This is a genomic window from Pseudomonas sp. OVF7, assembly GCF_030644265.1.
GTDB lineage: Bacteria > Pseudomonadota > Gammaproteobacteria > Pseudomonadales > Pseudomonadaceae > Aquipseudomonas > Aquipseudomonas gorinensis.
In genome coordinates this window covers 2,292,163-2,310,177 of sequence record NZ_CP128996.1, presented here as the reverse complement: position 1 = coordinate 2,310,177, position 18,015 = coordinate 2,292,163, and the positions used below count along the sequence as shown (strand labels likewise).

General features: G+C 60.7%; 7 protein-coding genes. 4 read left to right on the top strand and 3 right to left on the bottom strand.

From position 1 onward, the window contains the following. Window positions 1-40: 40 nt before the first annotated feature. Complete coding sequence (locus QU606_RS10515) at window positions 41-5,263, bottom strand: hypothetical protein (RefSeq protein ID WP_304998364.1); 5,223 nt, start codon at window positions 5,261-5,263, stop codon at window positions 41-43. A gap of 446 nt (window positions 5,264-5,709) precedes the next feature. Here QU606_RS10515 and QU606_RS10510 point away from each other — a divergent pair, with 446 nt between their 5' ends. Next, window positions 5,710-7,128 carry an amino acid permease gene (locus QU606_RS10510; protein WP_102624598.1) on the top strand — a complete coding sequence of 473 codons (1,419 nt, stop codon included), beginning with the start codon at window positions 5,710-5,712 and terminating at the stop codon, window positions 7,126-7,128. Between the two features lie 57 nt (window positions 7,129-7,185). On the opposite strand, the gene QU606_RS10505 is transcribed toward QU606_RS10510, so the two are convergent. Together QU606_RS10505 and QU606_RS10500 are read right to left on the bottom strand one after the other, a co-directional pair. Then, a complete protein-coding gene (locus tag QU606_RS10505; protein ID WP_304998363.1) occupies window positions 7,186-13,716 on the bottom strand; it encodes an NEL-type E3 ubiquitin ligase domain-containing protein in 6,531 nt (2,176 codons plus the stop codon). 63 nt (window positions 13,717-13,779) lie between these two features. Next, a complete protein-coding gene (locus tag QU606_RS10500; protein ID WP_069075341.1) occupies window positions 13,780-14,919 on the bottom strand; it encodes an OpgC family protein in 1,140 nt (379 codons plus the stop codon). A 223-nt stretch (window positions 14,920-15,142) separates the two neighbouring features. Between QU606_RS10500 and QU606_RS10495 the strand changes: the two genes are divergently transcribed. From QU606_RS10495 to QU606_RS10485, 3 genes are read left to right on the top strand one after another with little or no spacing between them, the layout of a single operon-like run. Further along, window positions 15,143-15,517, top strand: a complete 375-nt coding sequence (locus QU606_RS10495; RefSeq protein ID WP_024073669.1) for a GtrA family protein — start codon at window positions 15,143-15,145, stop codon at window positions 15,515-15,517. After that, window positions 15,514-16,470, top strand: a complete 957-nt coding sequence (locus QU606_RS10490; protein WP_024073670.1) for a glycosyltransferase family 2 protein — start codon at window positions 15,514-15,516, stop codon at window positions 16,468-16,470. The genes QU606_RS10495 and QU606_RS10490 overlap by 4 nt, the downstream gene beginning before the upstream one ends. Next, entirely contained in the window at window positions 16,460-17,980 is a 1,521-nt protein-coding gene (locus QU606_RS10485) for a glucosyltransferase domain-containing protein (protein WP_102624596.1), read from the top strand. The genes QU606_RS10490 and QU606_RS10485 overlap by 11 nt, the downstream gene beginning before the upstream one ends. Window positions 17,981-18,015 lie beyond the last annotated feature (35 nt).

Sequence of the window (18,015 nt, the reverse complement as noted above, 5' to 3'; positions counted from 1 at the left end):
AGCTTAGTCGCTGCTGGCGCGGCGTGAAAATATTGTCCAGTCAGGTCTGTGGGCGTTTCAGGGCGGTGCGCAACAAGGTCAGCCAGCCGCGGTCGTGGGCCTGGACCCAGCGATAGGTGCCTCGGTCATTGAAAAATATGGACATGTCCTGAAGATACCAAGTGTGCATTTTGATCGTGAGCTGCGCCATGTAATCCCTGGCAGGGCTCACTATCCCCGCCCATGGATCGCAGATCCACAGGTCCGTCCAGGCGGCCTCACTGAAATCCACCGTGGGCGCCAGTGTCGGCGGCGGTGTACCCACGACCACGAACGCATGGGCGGGTGGCGTCATACCCCATACCCGCGCGGCGCCGCCGTTGAGCCGGATCAGTTCCGTCGCAACGTGGGCCATCTGGTCGCAATTGCCCGCGCCGGTCCTGAGGATCACCTCCGTAAAGTTGGGCTGGCCCACCCGGCTGTACTGCCACATCACCACGGATTCAGCGATATCCAGGCGCGCCATTTCTCCCGCGCCGACTCCGACGACATTGGACGGCCCGATACCGGTACTTTGAAGCAGGGCCACGGTGTGGGTATGGGCCTGTGTGGCGAGGTACTGGTTCAGCGTGTGCCCCGATTGAGGCGCGTAAGGTGCCCAGGTTTGCAGCCGTATCGGTTCGACCGCCACGCTCATCCCCAGGCGCCGGCCTTCGTCGCTGGCGTTCAGCAGCAGTTCGCGCTGTTTTATCACCCGTAACTGGCTGGCTTGTGCGCGAAGGAGTGCAATTTTTTCAGGCGTGAAATTGCGTTTGCTCAACTGCGAGTACAGCACTTCCAGGGTTGGCAGGTTGACCAGGGGGCGGCTTTGGATAAAACCACCGGCGCTCAGATAGTCGAGCTTACGCTTGCAGTACGCTCTGATCAGTTGCTCGTGTACGCCGCCCAGGCTGAAGTCCAGGCGATCGAGCCGCAGCGACGGGGCTGGATCGATGGCGATGACGTCGTAGAAGACGCCGGCATCGGCCTCCACCACCGTTCGCGACCTGGGCGCTGCCCCCGGAGGGTTGAGGTCGATCACCAGTGCGCGCAGGGTCCGGCGGTCATCGACAGCGTCAACCAGCCCCTCCAGTTCGACTACCCGGGTGTCGCGGGTGAGCAGATTGTCCACTTGATTGATGGGCAGGCCAAATTGCGGTTCATTTTCTATGAGTCGCCCGTTTACCTGGGCTTTATAAGCCAGCGGTGCGTTCATGGCCACCGGCGTCATTTCGAAATCGAGCACCTGGGGCGTTGCCTCATACAGCCTGCGGTTGTACACCAGTTTACGTTTGTCGGGGCCGACGGCGGGCGCGGGTATCAGGCGGATGTGCTCGATGGCCTGGGCCCTGCGCTGATGGATCGAGCTATTGAACGCCGCGAGCTTCTTGGTGAAGCAGATCAACGGGATCGGGCTGCGTTTGGTTCGAGTGGCGGCGCAGGTGCTGTCGAAACCGTCCGCGGCCTTGAAGTAGGCCGGTGATGCCAGGTCGTCCAAGTGGGTGGGGGCGCGGTGATCGAGGCGCCGCACGGTGTTGCCGTGCAACAGGTCGGTGGCGTCGGAGCGTGGGATGAGCAGGGGCTGAGTCCCGAATAGACGGTCGGTCACCAGCGCCTCATACCCGTTGCTGGTGTGCATTGGGGTCACGCCGAGGGCGCTGTCCAGCCGGAAGTTATCCACAGGAGGGCCATAGGGCTTGGCGCTGAAGGGATGGCAGGCGTGCCAGCGGTTTTTGTGCAGGATGGCGTTGAGGCGTACCAGGTCGCTGGTGTGCAACAGCGAACCGCTGCCAATGTCGGCGCGGGCCAGCAGTTTCAGGTGATCGAGCAGCGGGATGTCGGCTACCAGGCGTTGAACTTGCCCAATGGCCGTATCGAGGATGCGGCGTGCGTCGACGCTGAGCTGGATCAGGCCGTTACGGGCCAGCCGGTAGAGGCCGGGAAGGCCATCCAGGGGGTTCAAGACGCTATGGAGAAAGGCCGTGCTCAAGCGACCTAGTTGGAGCAGCTTGATCGGCAGGGGCATCGTCCTTTTCAAGACCGCCAACGAGGCCTTGAGATAGCGCTGGGTGGGGAACAGCATCGTCAGCAGGTCGATAAAGCACGCATAACTTCCATCGATCATCCGGCGGGTGTCTCTGGAGGCGATGTCTTGGCTGCAGGACCAAAAGGGTACCAGGGATTTGAGACGGTCCAGCACGCGGTCCCAGCGTTGTTGAATGTGTTCGCGCTGTGTCGATCCCCGTGCTTGCCGACGCAAGGCATCGACTTCGAGGAAGAAATGCTCTTGCACGATGGCTTGGGCAATGGCGCGATTGACCGTTGAACCGTAGGTGAGCGGTGCCAACACGAGCGGGTCGGCAGGTGTCGAACGGCGCGACCACAATGTGTGGACGATGACCTTGGAGCGCACTCCCGGCCTGGGCTGGCGTCCGGTCGCGTACGCCTCCCAGTCCAGGGGCAGCTCATTGCCCTGCATCAGCGTGGTGATCGGACGGGTCGAGTGGGCGCCGCCGGTGGTCACCGGTATCGGCGTGCCTCCCTCATTGAATACCAGGGGCGGGCCACGGCGCTTGAGTGCGCGGTTCAACAGCGGGAAAAGCTCGTATTCGCACACCGTGGTGGGCGAGGTGCCGCGCAGGATCACGCCCATGCGGCCAATGCGGGCGATTTCCTGCTCCGGGCTGACTATCACGAGATCCTTGCCAGGTTCTTTTTTCAGTATCAGCAGCTGCAAGTCAGCTTGTTGCAGATGCAAGCGGTCGGCCAGGGGCAATTGCGCCAGCAGGTCTTCAATCGTGGCGCTGTAGGCCTCCTTCATGCGCTCGATATAGGCACCGAAGGCGTCGTCGAAGCGCTGATTGATGTCGCCCAGGCGCCCAAACGATTGACGCAGTTTCGCCAGGTCCACCTCAGGGTTGATGGACTGCCAACGGGTGTCGTCCAGCAGGCCATCCATGTGCAACTCCAGCAGAGAATGCAGGCTGTAGTTGCTGCGGTCGTGATGATGCATTGGGAAGCGTAGGCTGCTGCCGGCGATCGGCGCGACGGGGCGCCACAGGCAGGCCGTGTCCAGCATCGGTTGCCCTGGAAAGACCTTTTCCAGGTCGGCCAGGGCAATGCCGCGACGAGTGGGCAGCTCGCTGGCGAAGGTGATCAGCGCATCTTTCAAGGCCTGCAGGCGCTGAGTGAGGCGTCTTTTCAGGGCCGTGATTTCGTCCGCCAGGTAGTGCCCATTCTCGCGCTCGGGCAGTTCGCCCTGGGCGATGGCCCAGTCCAGTAGCGTGCTGGTGGCGGTGTAGTCGCGCCACTGCTGTTGCTGGAGGGTCGCGGGCGGCTGGGACGCCAGGGCGATCATGTCATCGTAGGTCATGTGCTGCGTTGAACCGGGCGCCAGCGCCTGCGCCATCATCACGCCCTGCCTGAAGGTCATCCAGGTGATCGAGGTGCGATAGCGTAGGGTCATGGGCAGCGCCTGCACCAGAAACTCCGGCGCGACGCCGGCCAGCAACAGATGGGCCGCCAGTGGCGCGGCGGCGCTCGAGACTTTACAGGTGCGTACCAGGTGCAGCTCCAGGTCGCGGCGCAGATCGACAGGGGAGTGACCCCAGTGCGTGTCGGCGGCCAGGTTGAAACCGGCCAGTGTGTAACCGCCGTTACCGGCCCCAGGGTCCAGGTCGAGGATCAGCGCGCTCAGCACCAGCAGGCCAAGGCTTGTCTGGCTGGCTGATTCGTCCGGGTGCTGCCCATACCAGTGCAGCGCCTCGATCAGTTGCTGGCCCAACCGACGCGCAGGCTCGAGGCTCAACAGGTGGGTGAGCAGGGCGTCGGCCTGCCGACGCACCTCGTCAGTGCTTTTGTCGTTCAGCAGCGTGCCGCACAGCCTGTCGAGCAGGCGTGGGGCGTTCTCCGGTTGCCCGTGGTTGACGCGTTGCACAATCGTTTCTCGTGCTTCGGTATTCAGCCGTACCGGGGACGGCGCCGTGGTGCTGAGCAGTGCGTGGTAGTCGCCGTAGAGGGAGCGTCGGGGCAGGTTCATTCGCAGGCTTTGCAGGGTGTCCTGGGCATCGCCGGCAGTGTCCGGCGGGTCGAACTGGTGATGCTGCAACAGCTGTTCGAGGGTGAAGGGGCCACAGGCGGGACCGGCAGTGATGGCCGGGTGGCGCATGGCACCTGGGTGAAGCACGCTGGAGTTGCGGGCGGGGGTCAGTTCCACGCTGGCGGTATCGATAAGGGCGTCGCTGGGTTGGCCATCGATCAGGCCCGCCAACCCCACGGCCATGATGTCGCGGTCCTGGTCCAGGGCCAGCCATTGCAGGTGCTGCATCAGCGCGAGGTCGGAGTCGGCGAGGTCGTTGACCGGCAGTATCGCCAGCGGCGTCGACTGGCGTAGCGTGTTGACCAGTGTGCGGGCCTCTTCCGGGGTGTCGGGCACCGGCAAGTCGTGGCACCTCAGCAGTTGGGCAAGGCTGAACAGGCCACTCTGGTGGACGAAGGTGCCGAGTTGTTCGGCGACACTGATCAACGAACTCAGCCCGGCTTCTTCGGGCAGCTTCACCAAGAGTTCCACACCGATATCCACCAGCGTGCCCCAGGCGTTCTTGCCGCTGAGGCGCCGCGTGGCGGGATCGAATGTATACGCGCCGGGTTGCAGGCCCTGCACCAGGCCCAGGGCCAGAAATCCCGGGGTAGTGGTCAGGGTGTCGAGCAGGGTTGCACCGGTTTGCTGATGGGTGGCCCAAAACGAACCGGAGTCGAGCTTGAAGTAGGTCTTGTAGGAGGAATACAGGCTGAAATCTTCATCGTCGATCAAACCCTCCAGGCGGTCGGCGATCTGGCGCAGGTCCTGGTCCAGTCGCTTGAGCTGATCGTTCAGGCCCGACCTGGGGTGGGCGAAGGTGTCCAGTTGGTCCAGGGCCTGGGCGATGACCATCCGTTGCCCGCGATGCCGGGGATGGGGGTAACCGTAGAAATTCAGCACCTGTTGCGCTGGCAATTTCAGCTGGGTGGCGTCGCGTTCCACGCCCAGGCTGGCCAGGTCCAGTGGCAGTCGCGTGCGCACGTTCGGGCGGTCGAGCGTTTGCTGGTAGAGCCGCAGCCAGCAACCCAGTGATGAGTGGGCGGGTACCTCCACGGGGGTCGTGCGGGCATTTTTCAGGTGGTGGATCAACTCGGCCATCAGGCTACGGTCGGCTGCCTGGCGTTGTGCCTGGCCCTGCCTGAATACATCGAGGATGTCTTGCATGGTGTGCCTTCCTGGCAATTGTGAGTCGCCATCGTGAAGGGCCGGCGCCGGGCTGGATATCGCGAAGGTTCCGGTTTGCCTGTGGTCGGGTTCGGTGTTGTCAGTGTGAGGAGCCGGGTTTTATCGATGCCGGGTTTGACAGGGGCAGAGGCATGACTGTGCACCATTGCTGTGCAATACTCGCCGCCGTTTCCGGACGGCCAGGATTCGCTCCTCAAGCAAAAGCACTGGGTAAAAAGCGCTTTTGCCGCGACTTCCCGCTGAATCTTGTCGTTTATAGAGTGAAAAAAACTGGGTTGAGCTTTTTATACTGCCCCCCCACCGATCTGGCCCGACCAGACGCGTTCGCCCACGAGGCGCGCCCGGTGTGATGGCGTCATGGCAAACCCGTCGTGACGTCGTGCACTCGGTGACTCAATCCAATAACAAGACGAGGTTGTACCCCTATGCCAGTTGGCAACCACCTGCCCCATGGCGAGACCGCTCAGGGCGGTCCGCTCAAACGTGAATTGGGCGAACGGCATATCCGCCTGATGGCCCTCGGCGCCTGCATCGGTGTCGGGTTGTTTTTAGGCTCGGCCAAGGCCATTGAAATGGCCGGCCCGGCAATCATGCTTTCCTACATCATTGGTGGCCTGGCGATCCTGGTGATCATGCGCGCCCTCGGTGAAATGGCGGTGCACAACCCTGTCGCGGGTTCTTTCAGCCGTTATGCCCAGGATTATCTCGGCCCGTTGGCAGGCTTCCTTACCGGCTGGAACTACTGGTTCCTGTGGCTGGTGACCTGTGTCGCCGAGATCACCGCGGTGGCGGTGTACATGGGCGTGTGGTTTCCCGACACCCCACGCTGGATCTGGGCCCTGGCGGCCTTGATCAGCATGGGCGCCATCAACCTGATCGCGGTCAAGGCGTTCGGCGAGTTCGAGTTCTGGTTCGCCCTGATCAAGATCGTCACCATCATTGCGATGGTGATCGGCGGTGTCGGCATCATTGCGTTCGGCTTCGGCAATGACGGCGTGGCGCTGGGCATTTCCAACCTGTGGGCCCATGGCGGCTTCATGCCCAACGGTGTGCAGGGGGTGTTGATGTCCCTGCAAATGGTGATGTTCGCCTACCTGGGTGTGGAAATGATCGGCCTCACCGCCGGCGAAGCGAAGAACCCGCAGAAGACTATTCCGAATGCCATCGGTTCGGTGTTCTGGCGCATCCTGCTGTTCTACGTCGGCGCATTGTTCGTGATCCTGTCGATCTACCCCTGGAATGAAATCGGCACCCAGGGCAGCCCGTTCGTGATGACCTTCGAGCGCCTGGGCATCAAGACCGCCGCCGGCATCATCAACTTCGTGGTGATCACCGCGGCGCTGTCGTCCTGCAACGGTGGCATCTTCAGCACCGGGCGCATGCTCTACAGCCTGGCGCAGAATGGCCAGGCCCCGGCGACCTTCGCCAGCACCTCCAGCAACGGCGTACCGCGTCGTGCACTGCTGCTGTCGATCGGCGCACTGCTGCTGGGTGTGTTGCTCAATTACCTGGTGCCGGAAAAAGTCTTCGTCTGGGTGACCTCCATCGCCACGTTCGGCGCGATCTGGACGTGGGTGATGATCCTGTTGGCGCAGCTTACGTTCCGTAAACGCCTGAGCCCGTCGGAACAGGCCGGCCTGAAATACCGCATGTGGCTGTACCCGGTCAGTTCGTACCTGGCGTTGGCGTTCCTGGTGCTGGTGGTGGGCCTGATGGCGTACTTCCCGCAGACCCGTATCGCGCTGTACGTGGGGCCGGTGTTCCTGCTCGTGCTGACGGTGTTGTTCTACGTGTTCAAGTTGCAGCCGACGCAGACGGCCCAGGGTGAGGTCCGCCCGGTTTAACCGCGTGATCCGGGCGGGGTCATTGTCCAGGGGCAGCCACGGCGGCCCCTGGCGTGGTCACGGACGTCGCATGGCGTGAACCGCCGCTTCGGTCAACTGCCTGATCAGGCGCTGGCGTTCGGCGGTTTCCAGGTCGATCAGCGCTTGCAACCGGTCCAGGTATTCATCCGAATGCTTGTCGGGCACTTCCCGGTTCAACTGCTCTTTTTGGTACCGGGTCACGTTTTTGATCGTCATGAACGGTTCGGGGAACCGGCGTTCCAGGTACCTGAGCCAGAAGTCCCGAGTCTTGTACGACTCCAGCAGCAACGAGGGCGTGTCCAACGCGCGCAGCGTCTGTCGGGCGGCGGTGATATCGGCTTCGCGCACACCGTAGGTCTCCACGGTGTACAGCATCTGCTCGGTGGCAATGGGCAGGTTGAATTCCTCCCGTAGCCTGACCCGATAGAACAGTATGATTTCTGCCGGGTCCGGCGGGGTGTAGCGGGGTGTGTCGGCGTACGCTTGATTCAATCGACCGATGTGATTTTCGGCGAGTCGATCCAGGTGCTCGAGGAAATACACCTGCCTGGCCAGGCCCAGCAATTCCCGATCGATCCGATCCTTGTCGTGGCGAGCGAGGGTCTGGTGAGTACGGTACATCAGTTCCATGTTGCTGAAGGTCAGGATGGCGCCGTCGCCACAGGTACCCGCCGCATAGGTGTTGAGAAACACCGTTTCCCGCAGTTCGGTGGAGTCTCCCAGTGCATTGAGCAACCGCCAGACCCGCAGGCTCAGGTTCTTTTTGATCTGCCCGCCTTGCCTGTAATCCAGCGATTGGGTCAAGTCTGCCAGGACGCTGAATACATCATCGGATCGAGCACCTTCATGGCTGGCCAGTGCTTGCCAGAGTTCTGTCGCCGTTCCCCACTGAACCCGGTCCAGGGCATCGAGCCACGGCGTGACATCAGGCGCCACGGCCACGAGGTCCGCCGCAGCGCCCTGCATGCTGTTGCCCATCTGGGCGTTGTACCGCGCGATACGTTGCCGGGTTTGATCCGACAGCGGGTTGCCGCGCAGCTCGATATTGCGGTTTCGCAGGAACGCCCCTGGATGGGTAAAGACCGCTTCGGGGATATCGGTGATCAGATTGTCCCGCAGGTTCAGGCTGGACAACTCGTCATGTGTGGCGGCGCCCACCGGCCATTGGCTGATACCGGTTTCCCTTAGATCGAGGGTATGCAGTTGGGGCATCCGAGTGATATCGGGAGCAATGCCCAGGGGGTTGCCGCTGAGCTGGAGGGCCTTCAGGTTGACCATGCCTGCCAGGCGGGTGGCGGAGTCTGGGGTCAATACAATCGCGTTATCGCTCAGGTTCAGAATGGTGAGGCTGGTCATGTCGGTGACCGAGGTGGGCAGCTCGGTTAACAAGCAGTCGAGGTGCAGGTAGCGAAGCCCGGAAAACTTGGCGAGGAACGCATTGCCGTTGGCGGGGAAGCGGTTGCCTGAGAGCCTCAAGTGTTCGATATGACTGAAACCGGTGGTTCCCGTGAGAAAGGACGCTGGGGGCAGATCGTTCTCGTCGAGCTGCAGTTGCAGCGACGAGGTATACATCAGGTGTTCCACGTATTGCTGCGGTTCTTCGCATCGCCAGGCCCGGCGCAATTGGTTGGCGATGTAGCGACGTTGGCCGAGGTTCAAGCCCAAGGGGTCTACCTGCGGGTCATCGATGGCTTGCGGCGTGTCGCTCCAGCGGGACAGCTCGATGTCCATGGTGCGGAATTCGGCCTGCCGCCGGTCCAGCTCGATCAACAGATCGGGTTCACTCAGGCCCAGGCCGCGGATCAGGGCATTGGCGGTAGTGTTGTCGAACCGGGGATACAATTCCTGCACCCGGCTCACCAGGTCTGGCGCTCGTTGGCCACCGAATGGCCAGAGCCAGCTGAAAACGGGATACGCCAGGAATGAGCGGTCCAGGCCCATGGCCGGTTGCAGCCAGGGTTGCAGATGGGGCAGGCCCAGCAGGCTTTTCATTTCTACGCGCTGGGAGAATGCCAGGTTGGCGATCTGCGCCTGGAGCTCGGAAAGGTCGAGTTCGTCGGTGATCCCCAGTGATGTCCGTTCGCTAGCGCCCAGGGTCTGGACGATGGCCGGGAGCAGGTTGCTGCCGCTGCCGAGCGGAGCGGCAAGGGCCGTGCCTTGAGGGCTGTAGGGGTGGTACACCGCGCCTTTCTTGACCAGCACTTTGCGGTTCGTGCCGGCCGCGTCTCCCGCACCTTCGATGCTGGGGCCGTTGAAATGCCTGTCGCGTACCTCAATGCGCAGGTCCGCGGGCCAACCGGTTACAGCCTTGAGCAGGTGCAGGGTGATCTTGTCGCTGTCCGGGTTGACCAGGCTGTCCATGTACAAGCCTTCGAAGGCGCGATTCAAGCGCACTTCGTGGGCGGTCAGCCGGGCTTGTTCGGTCAGGCGCAGGCTGGTCTTGCCGTGTTCATGCAGTTGCTTGAGTTCGCGAGGGGTTGCATGGCCCAGGATGCCCTCGATAGCGCTGTTGGGGAGTTCGGCATGTTGGGTCTTGAATTGCTCTCGCAGTGCATGGGGACGGTACTGTTCACTTTCCTTGTAGAGCGAATCGAAGAGTTGGTTCGTGTGATCCTGTGCGAACGTGACGACTTTTTGCACCAGTTTGAACAGCCGCTCGTCAGCCAGGCTGGGCAACTCCCCGAGCAAGGCGTTGATCAGCGCGTCGTGGCGGGTGAGTTCGTTCAGTAACCGGCCTTCTTTGTAGTGTTGCTCGGTCACGTTGATCGTTTCAACGTTGGTCGCCTGCGTCGCGGGGTATTGGTAGCGCACCTGGTTCCGAGGGCCGAGGATCTGCAACCTGTGGCTGTCTGGCCACCCCGGCAACCCGGAGATAATCAACAGTTGCAGCTCCGGGTTGGCGTCCTTGCTGTTGGGGTCCACCCGCAACGCGTCGATGAAGTGTTGGATCTGTTGTTCGATCTTGAAGCGTTTGCTGGTGTCGGCGAGCAAGGGCGGTGCCGGGTGACCGGCGTGGTGGACCTCGCGCAGGACATGCGCCGGGGTGTCGGTCAGGGCCAGGATGCGGTTGGCCTGTTGCTGGGTGACCGCGTAGTGCGGGTGGCCCAGGCGATGGAACAACTGATGAGTGTCCCACGCCATCGGCTGCTCGCTGGCCAGCCGCCAGGCGCCCTGGCCGTTGTGCTCCAGAAGCGGGGTGTCGACCCCGAGTTTGCTGGGGTGTTTAAGCCGCCACTTGAATAGGGTTTTATCGAACGTGACCTGGTAAAGGCGACCCGAAAGTGGCAGGTAGTCCTTGCCCTCAAGGGTGAAAAGCCCGTTGGCGCTGGGCGGGAGGTGCGATGGCAGCATCAGGTCGTGTTCGTACTGCATTAACGATCCATTGAGCAGGCTGACGAAACCTTCGGGGTTGCGTCGGGCGCTCATGGTATCGCCCAGGGTTTTGCGCAGGCCCTTGGCATCGGTGGCGCTGTTCATGCCCAGTAGTTCGCGCTCGTGAGGCTGGAGCACCGAGGCAATGGCCAGGTAAAAACTGTCGTGGGCGGGCGAGACCGGGATCTCTCCACCATTGGCAATGTCGTAGGCCTGGTAGAGACCGTTGGGGTAAAAGCGCAGGTTCACCGTGCGATCGTCCGGGCCGCTGGGCACGTAGGGTTTTCCCAGGGCGACCTCGGTGATCACGAAGGGACGCTTGAGTGTGCCGCGTATCAGGGAGCCGGCGATCTCCCTGGCCCATAGGTCAGTGTCTGCATTGAATTCGCGTGGGTGGTACAGGGCGTCGATGATCGCGTCGATGCGCAATGCGGTGCGGTGATGATCGATGACGTCAACAAACGCAGTGGGCAGTGTGCCGCCCGCGAGAAAAGCCTCCTGCTGGCGCGCCGTCAACGGGTGTTGGCCCAGTATCAGATCCAGGTTGGCGGCGGTCAGGGGCGGGTTGAGGTCGCGCAGTTTTTTCAGCAAGGGCGTGAGGGGGGCCAGGGACCGTGACACCTTGATCGGCAGAAACCGTCGGGCGCCGGGGGCGACGCTCAGTTCGGCTTTTTCGTAGCCCCAGTAATTGAACAGGGCCGAGAACAGGGTGAGCCTCTCGGTGCGTGCCAATGCCGCGACCTGTTGGCGCACGGTGCTGATGCGCTGGGCTTCGGAGGCGCCGGGCTGGCCTTCCTTGCCCAGGCTCGAACCCCCTGGCTGCTGGCGAATGATCAGTTCAAGCAGGTGTTCGTTGCCTTCGGGGCCAATGCTCTGTGGGCTCAGGCCCGTGTAACTGCCATCGTCACGGCGCTTGAGGTTGATGGTGTGCGGGCGCGATGGTGGTTGTCCGGTCTTGCCATAAGTCTCGATCAGCGTGCCTTGTGGGTCGTGGATGTTGAGCAGCGTGTCGGCCGGCCAGCCGCTCAATTGCGTCAGCAGGCAAAAGACCGCGCTGTCGGCATGCGCGGGCAATTGGCCGGGCAAGGGGAACTGCTCGATGACGTGCTGGATGACCCGGTCGACTTGCAGGCGCCTGACCCCTTCGATCAGGTTCAGGGGTGCCGCCTCGGCACGCCAGACGTTATCCAGGGTGGCGCGCGTGGTGGCGGTGCTGCGCAGCATATGTTCAAGGTCTTGCGGAGTGGGGGGCGACGCGCCGTTAGGCAGCATGCGTTGCACCAACTCAAGGTTGGAGAGGGTATGGGCGTTCTGCAAATCGAAGGTCCACGCCTGGGTCGCCGGGTCGAAGACAATCGCCGGGGTATATCCGTCGGTGGCTTTGATGAGTACGTAGCGTTTGCTCAACGGGTCGAACCGGACCTCGACCAGCACGTCCATTTCGCCCTGGCACAGTTTGGCGTAGTGGCGTGCATTGAACGTATAGATGCCCAAGGCGTTGGGGGTGGTCCCGTCGACCAGGCGTTGATTGTCATGGGCATAAGGCTGGGCGTCGGGTTTCCATAGCCCATGGGTGCCGTCGGGACGTGTGATTTTTTGTGGGTGACCGAGTTTTTCCAGGTATTGGAGCATGCGCTGGCGATGGACGCGGCCCGCCGTTGAGATCAATTTGCCGCTGATCGCCAGGTCGGCGACATCGGCCAGCGCCGAGGCAAATCCACTGGCTTCGCCTTTGGCCAACTCATTCACGCCCTGGGCGACGCTGTAGGTCAGGCTGCCCATCACCGCGAGTTGCATGACCCGGTTCATGCCCGTGACGCCGCCGGGCAGGGGTGTCAGCAGCAATTGCAGCACTTCTGCGGCGATGGCTGCCACCGCGTCCTTGAGCGCTTGCCAGTCCTTCTCGGCGCGTGTTTCGGCCAGGGTATCCAGGTCTGCCTGAAAGCGCTGGACCTGCCGGTAGGTATAGGCCTGCACCAGGGAGACTTCACGACTGGGCTTGATATCAGTGCTGAAGCGGATGTTGTCGAGGGTTTTTTTCGGGAACGCGCGGTGAAATGCGTTATAGAGGCTCCCCCCCAGCCAGTTGAACCGTGTGAGCGGCTCCTGTTTGTCGATCAATGATTTGAACACCGACATGCCGACCAGGGGCAATTGCCGGGCGAACCAGCTCAGGTCTTTGTGCTCGTGACTCTGGTGCAATTGCTCCCGAAACGCGCGTTCGGCAGCCTGGGCGTCTTCGTGGTAGCGCAGCGCGCCGCCGGGGCGGAAGGGGAAATAGGACAACACGCCCAGGCTGGCCACCCGGATCAAGAACAAGGGCGTGGGTATGCTGGTTTCCCAGGGCACGAAGGGCACCGCGATGATGGGTGTGACGCCGGAACTCAGGCTCAGGGTGTCGAACGGCAACGGTGGGCCGTCGCCGCTGATGGCGGCGTCCAGTCGGTTGAAGTGCTCCAGGGTGACGCCGGTGGTGGCGCGGTTGCGGTAGGCTTCGATGGCCTCGAAGCGCAGGCTGGCTTTGGCGCAAGCGGCGAATAAGGGGCGCAGCGGGCCATCGGCGGCCATGGCGATTTTGGTTTTGTCACGCAATTGGCCGCCCAGATCCAGTTCACGAGCGACCTTGATAAAGGTTGCCGCGTTCAGGCTTCTGTCATTGTCCGGCCCGACCACATAGCTGGCTTCGACCACGCTGAAACCCGAGTCGCCGGGGATGGCGTGGGTGAAGCCAAAGTTCAGACACGCGGCCTCCCACAGCGACAGCTGCTTGAGATGATCGATGTAATGAAAGTCGTATTGGGCCCGACGCCGTCGGGTGGTTCTTCGGGTTAACTCTTCCCTGAGGCTTATCGCCTCATCGGGTGGGTCCCAGGGGAAGGGTTGCTCGCGTTTCTCCTTGTAGCGGGTGAACAGGGTGTATTGCTCGGGGTCGCGCCCACCGAGCTTTTCCCGCAATTGCGCCAGGCCCTCGGCCTTGAAGTCCTGGGTATGGGCTTGCTGGGCGTCTTCCAGGGCCTTGTGGGCGTCCAATGCCTCGCGCTGCAAGGTGAGGTATCGCGTTCGTTCCTGCGCATTCAAGCTGCTCAGGGCTTGAATCACGTTGTGCTGGATCTGCTCGAGGGCCTGTTGTCGGGACCAGGACGCGCTGGATTGCAAGTTTCCTGATAGCCCATTGAGCAGTTGATAAGTGGACATGTGCCATAACCTTTCACGAAAGTGGAAAGGTTCATGGAAGCATCGCCCGCGGCCTCGCTGGCGTTAACTATTTGTTAGGTGGGCCGCGCGGGTGCGCAATGTTTCATCCAGGCACTTGTTGTAGTCCAGCCAGGCCGCCAGCAACGCCATGATCAACACGCCCGATAGCGCACTGAACAACTGCATGGCCAGCGCGTCGCCGGCCAGGGCATTGAGCATGTCAGCCAGCGGTGCCAACAGCACCCCCAGGCAGAACACCTCCAGGGAATAACGGCCCATGCGGCAGCACTGCTGCGCCAGCCAATGGTGGGCCCAGCGGTCATGGGGCAAGAGTTTGGCCGTGACATAAGCCAGGGCCAAAAAGTGCAAGAGACGCACGGGCGACAGGTCGGTTTTGCTGATGGGGTACAGCAGGTCGCCGAGTGCCGCTGGCATCAGGGCGTCATGGAACTCGGGCCAGCGCCAGGAGAGGGTCAGGAGCCCGGCCAGCAGCAAGTAGAGGGCGGCTGCGACAAACAAGGGCTGACGAAGCCGACCCTGTGTTTGCGCCGGGTGCGGCTGGCTGGCATGGATCGCCGCAGCGCCGCCGAGCACAAACAGCAACTGCCAGGTGACGGGGTTGAAGTACCACACACCGTCGGCAATCGCCCGCAGATTCCAGCCCAAATGCGGGGCCAGCAGGTAGACCGCCAGCGACACGCTGACTACCGCCCACGTGTTGCGCAGCAACAGCGGGAGCACCAGCGGCAACCCCGCCAGCAGCACGATATACAACGGTAGCGGGTCCATCAGGTTGGGCTTGAAGCGCAGCAACAGTTCATCGGTGAGGGCTTGCTGCGGGTGGGTGACGAAGTGCGTCAGGCCCATTTCTTCGACCAGGTCGCGGGTCTCCACATGGCTGTTGGCGAAGAAGACGATGCCCATCAGCATCGCCAACAGGAAGATATGCACCACGTACAACACCCAGGCGCGGCGCAGGATTTTCAACGAAGCCAGCCAGTAGCCGTCGCGTCGCAGGATCTTGCCGTAGGCCAGCACGGCGGCGTAACCGGCGAGGAACACAAACACTTCTGCCGCGTCGCTGAATCCGAAATTGCGCAGGGTGATTTGGCCGAGAGGGTTGTGGGGGACGTGATCCCAGAAAATGAAGATCAACGCCAGGCCCCGAAAAAAATCGATGCGTGGGTCGCGTCCGTTCAGCATGGCAGCGGGCTCTTGAACAATAGGTTTAGTAATGACCGGTGCAGGTGGGAGTTGTCATACGCCGCACGTCGGGCGGGCGCAGGTTGGCGGTATTTGTAAGCAATTGCAAAGGCTGGGTATTTCTGAATGTCTCAAGTCTACGGGTGGGCTACCTGTTAAGTCTGACAGTAGACGTATCGCGTTTGCCGTGGCCTGCTGGAACGGGACGCGACAGGGCAACGGTATGACCAGACTGTGGAAGGGATTCTCCCGCTATACGGCAATTGGTATCGCCAATACGGTGATCCATTGGCAGCTGTTTTTTGTCTTCAGGGTGGCGTTTGAACTCAATCAGGCTGCGAGCAACTTTTTCGCGTTTTGCGCCGCTGCGTCCTTCTCCTTCTATTTGAATGCGATTTACACCTTTGCCATGCCGGTGTCGCTGCCGCGTTATGCACTGTTCATGCTGTGCATGGGAGGGGTGAGCCTGGCCGTGGGTTGGCTTGCCGATCGCTGGCGCCTGCCGGGGCTGGTCACGGTGGTGGCGTTCTCGCTGGTGAGCCTGGTGTGCGGTTTCCTGCTGTCGAAGTGGGTGGTGTTTCGTGAGCGTGGGCAATGAAACTCTCTCTGGTGGTGCCGCTGTTTAATGAAGAGCAGGCGGTGAAAGTGTTTTACCAGGCTGTTCGACAAGAGCCCGCATTGCGCGATTACACGGTCGAGATCGTATTTATCAACGACGGCAGCACCGATCGCACCGCCGAAAACACCCGGGCGATCGCCTTGGTCGACCACGACGTGGTGTTGATCAATTTATCGCGTAACTTCGGCAAGGAAGCAGCACTGTTCGCCGGGCTTGAACATGCCAGGGGAGACGCCGTCATCCCCATGGATGTCGACCTGCAAGACCCGGTCGAAGTGATCCCGCAACTGCTGGCCGAATGGCAGAAAGGCGCGGATGTGGTGCTGGCCAAGCGCCGGGACCGCTCCACTGACGGCTACCTCAAGCGTCACAGTGCATCGCTGTTCTATCACCTGCTCAACCATATCGCTTATCCCCACATCGAGGAAAACGTCGGCGACTTCCGGTTGATGGACCGCAAGGTCGTGGACGTGATCAAGGCCCTGCCCGAACAGCAGTTGTTCATGAAAGGCGTGTTGTCCTGGGCCGGTTTTGACGTGGCCATCGTCGAATACAACCGCGCCCCGCGTGTAATTGGCCAGAGCAAGTTCAACGCCTGGAAACTGTGGAACCTCGCGCTGGATGGCATCACCTCGTTCAGCACCTTGCCCCTGCGGTTATGGAGCTATATCGGTGGCTGTATTTCGCTGCTGGCATTGGTGTATGCCGGGTACCTGGTGCTCGACAAAGTGCTGTTCGGCAATGCGGTGCCGGGGTATCCGTCGTTGATGACGGCGATCTTGTTCTTGGGCGGCGTGCAACTGATTGGGATTGGGATATTGGGCGAGTATGTGGGGCGGATTTATATGGAGGCCAAGCATAGGCCGAGGTATGTGGTGAAGGACGTGATACGGAGCAGAGCGACCGAGGAGGGCATGCGTCATGTGGAATGAACCGGTATTGACTAAAAAACAGGTGGTGGTGTTCTTCAGTGTGGTTTCACTGATTTATGTGTACCCCGTCATTCGCGCGGACTATGCCTATATCGATGACAGTTGGCGCTCTTTATTACTGGCGGGAGACGGTTGGAAAAATCAGGGACGAATCTTGCTTGAAGTGCTGCATAAGTTTTTAACCTTCACCGGCGGCACCACCAATATATTTCCTTTGCCATTATTGATTTCTGTATTTGCCATGGTTTTGGCTATGACACGCCTGACGTGCTGGTATTTTCCGACGCCAAGTTGGGTTGCCTGTCTGGTGGTATTGCCTGTTCTATGTAATCCGTTCTTTCTGGGTAATATCGCCTATCAATACGATGGTCCTGGAATGATACTGGCGGTGGCGGCGGTTATTTATGCGATCACCTGTACAGTCGAAAACGTGTTTCTGCGCGGGTTGGTGGCGGCAGTGTCGATGGCTGTAACGCTGGCGTTATATCAGTTGACGATTACCCTGTTCATCGGCCTTTGCTGTATTGAGTGCTTGTGGGGGGTGAGAAACAGGATCGAGGTCAATAGCATCCTGTATACATTGCTCCAGCGCGGGTTGCAGTTGCTCTGCGCAGGCTTGATCTACTATCTGACGGCTTATCAGTTCATCACCAGTCATCGCGGTGACAGTATCCTGTTCGACGCGAACTGGCTCAGTGTCGTACAAAGAAAGTTCCTATTTTCCATGGGCAGTATTTATTCACTGGCGAATCCCTGGAACGCTGCTTTGTTTGTGGGTTTGCTGGTTGTCGCGAGCGTGGGGTTATTATCCTGGCTTGCAAGTATCGCTACGCTGCAAGGCCGTCCGCTGGGGAAAATAGTGGTCTTGATTGCGTGCCTGGGCGTTCTACCGGTTTTGTTGTTATGTGTGCCAGGGGCTATCTTGTTTTTGGCCGAACCTAACTTGGATGCCAGAAACTATATTGGTTTTTCTGCCGTGTTGGTTTTGTTGCTGTTACTGAGTTACGACGTATTAGGCCGGGTCTGGAAACCATTGCGCGTGCTGTTAGTGATGCCGGTGCTGTTCATGTTTTCATTCTGCTACGCCTTTGGGCAGGTATTAATAGCCAAAAAAGAGCTGGAGACGGCCGTGGCCCAATACATTGCCTATGACATTGTTGCTCACGAGTCACTGAGCGCCGCACCGATTTTTTATTATGTCGGTCCCCTAACGGCGGGTAACTGGTTGCCACGAGGTCACGCGGCAATGACGTACATGCCATCCCTGAGGTATCTATTGAGTGATGCTAATACCTTGCTGCATCCTCAATTCATGACCCGGTTAGGCATCAATAATGTGGTGGAGGGTGACCGGGAGAATTTTGAGGCTGCCATCGCTGCTGGCAATCGCTATAGCCGAGTGGTGGACAGAAAGTTCTATTCGATTTACCTGACGGAGCAGGGCGGTTTTATTGTGTTCAAGGAAATTCTCGACCCTGAAGACTACACCCTGCAACTCAATGAAAAATGAGCGCAGGCATGGGCGCCGAAAGCCGGCGTCCATGC

What these genes read in the sequence shown, in the direction of transcription:
- QU606_RS10495 (WP_024073669.1), top strand. Translation starts at nt 15,143, where the DNA reads ATGACCAGACTGTGGAAGGGATTCTCCCGCTATACGGCAATTGGTATC.
- QU606_RS10510 (WP_102624598.1), top strand. Translation starts at nt 5,710, where the DNA reads ATGCCAGTTGGCAACCACCTGCCCCATGGCGAGACCGCTCAGGGCGGT.
- QU606_RS10485 (WP_102624596.1), top strand. Translation starts at nt 16,460, where the DNA reads ATGTGGAATGAACCGGTATTGACTAAAAAACAGGTGGTGGTGTTCTTC.
- QU606_RS10500 (WP_069075341.1), bottom strand. Translation starts at nt 14,919, where the DNA reads ATGCTGAACGGACGCGACCCACGCATCGATTTTTTTCGGGGCCTGGCG.
- QU606_RS10515 (WP_304998364.1), bottom strand. Translation starts at nt 5,263, where the DNA reads ATGCAAGACATCCTCGATGTATTCAGGCAGGGCCAGGCACAACGCCAG.
- QU606_RS10505 (WP_304998363.1), bottom strand. Translation starts at nt 13,716, where the DNA reads ATGTCCACTTATCAACTGCTCAATGGGCTATCAGGAAACTTGCAATCC.
- QU606_RS10490 (WP_024073670.1), top strand. Translation starts at nt 15,514, where the DNA reads ATGAAACTCTCTCTGGTGGTGCCGCTGTTTAATGAAGAGCAGGCGGTG.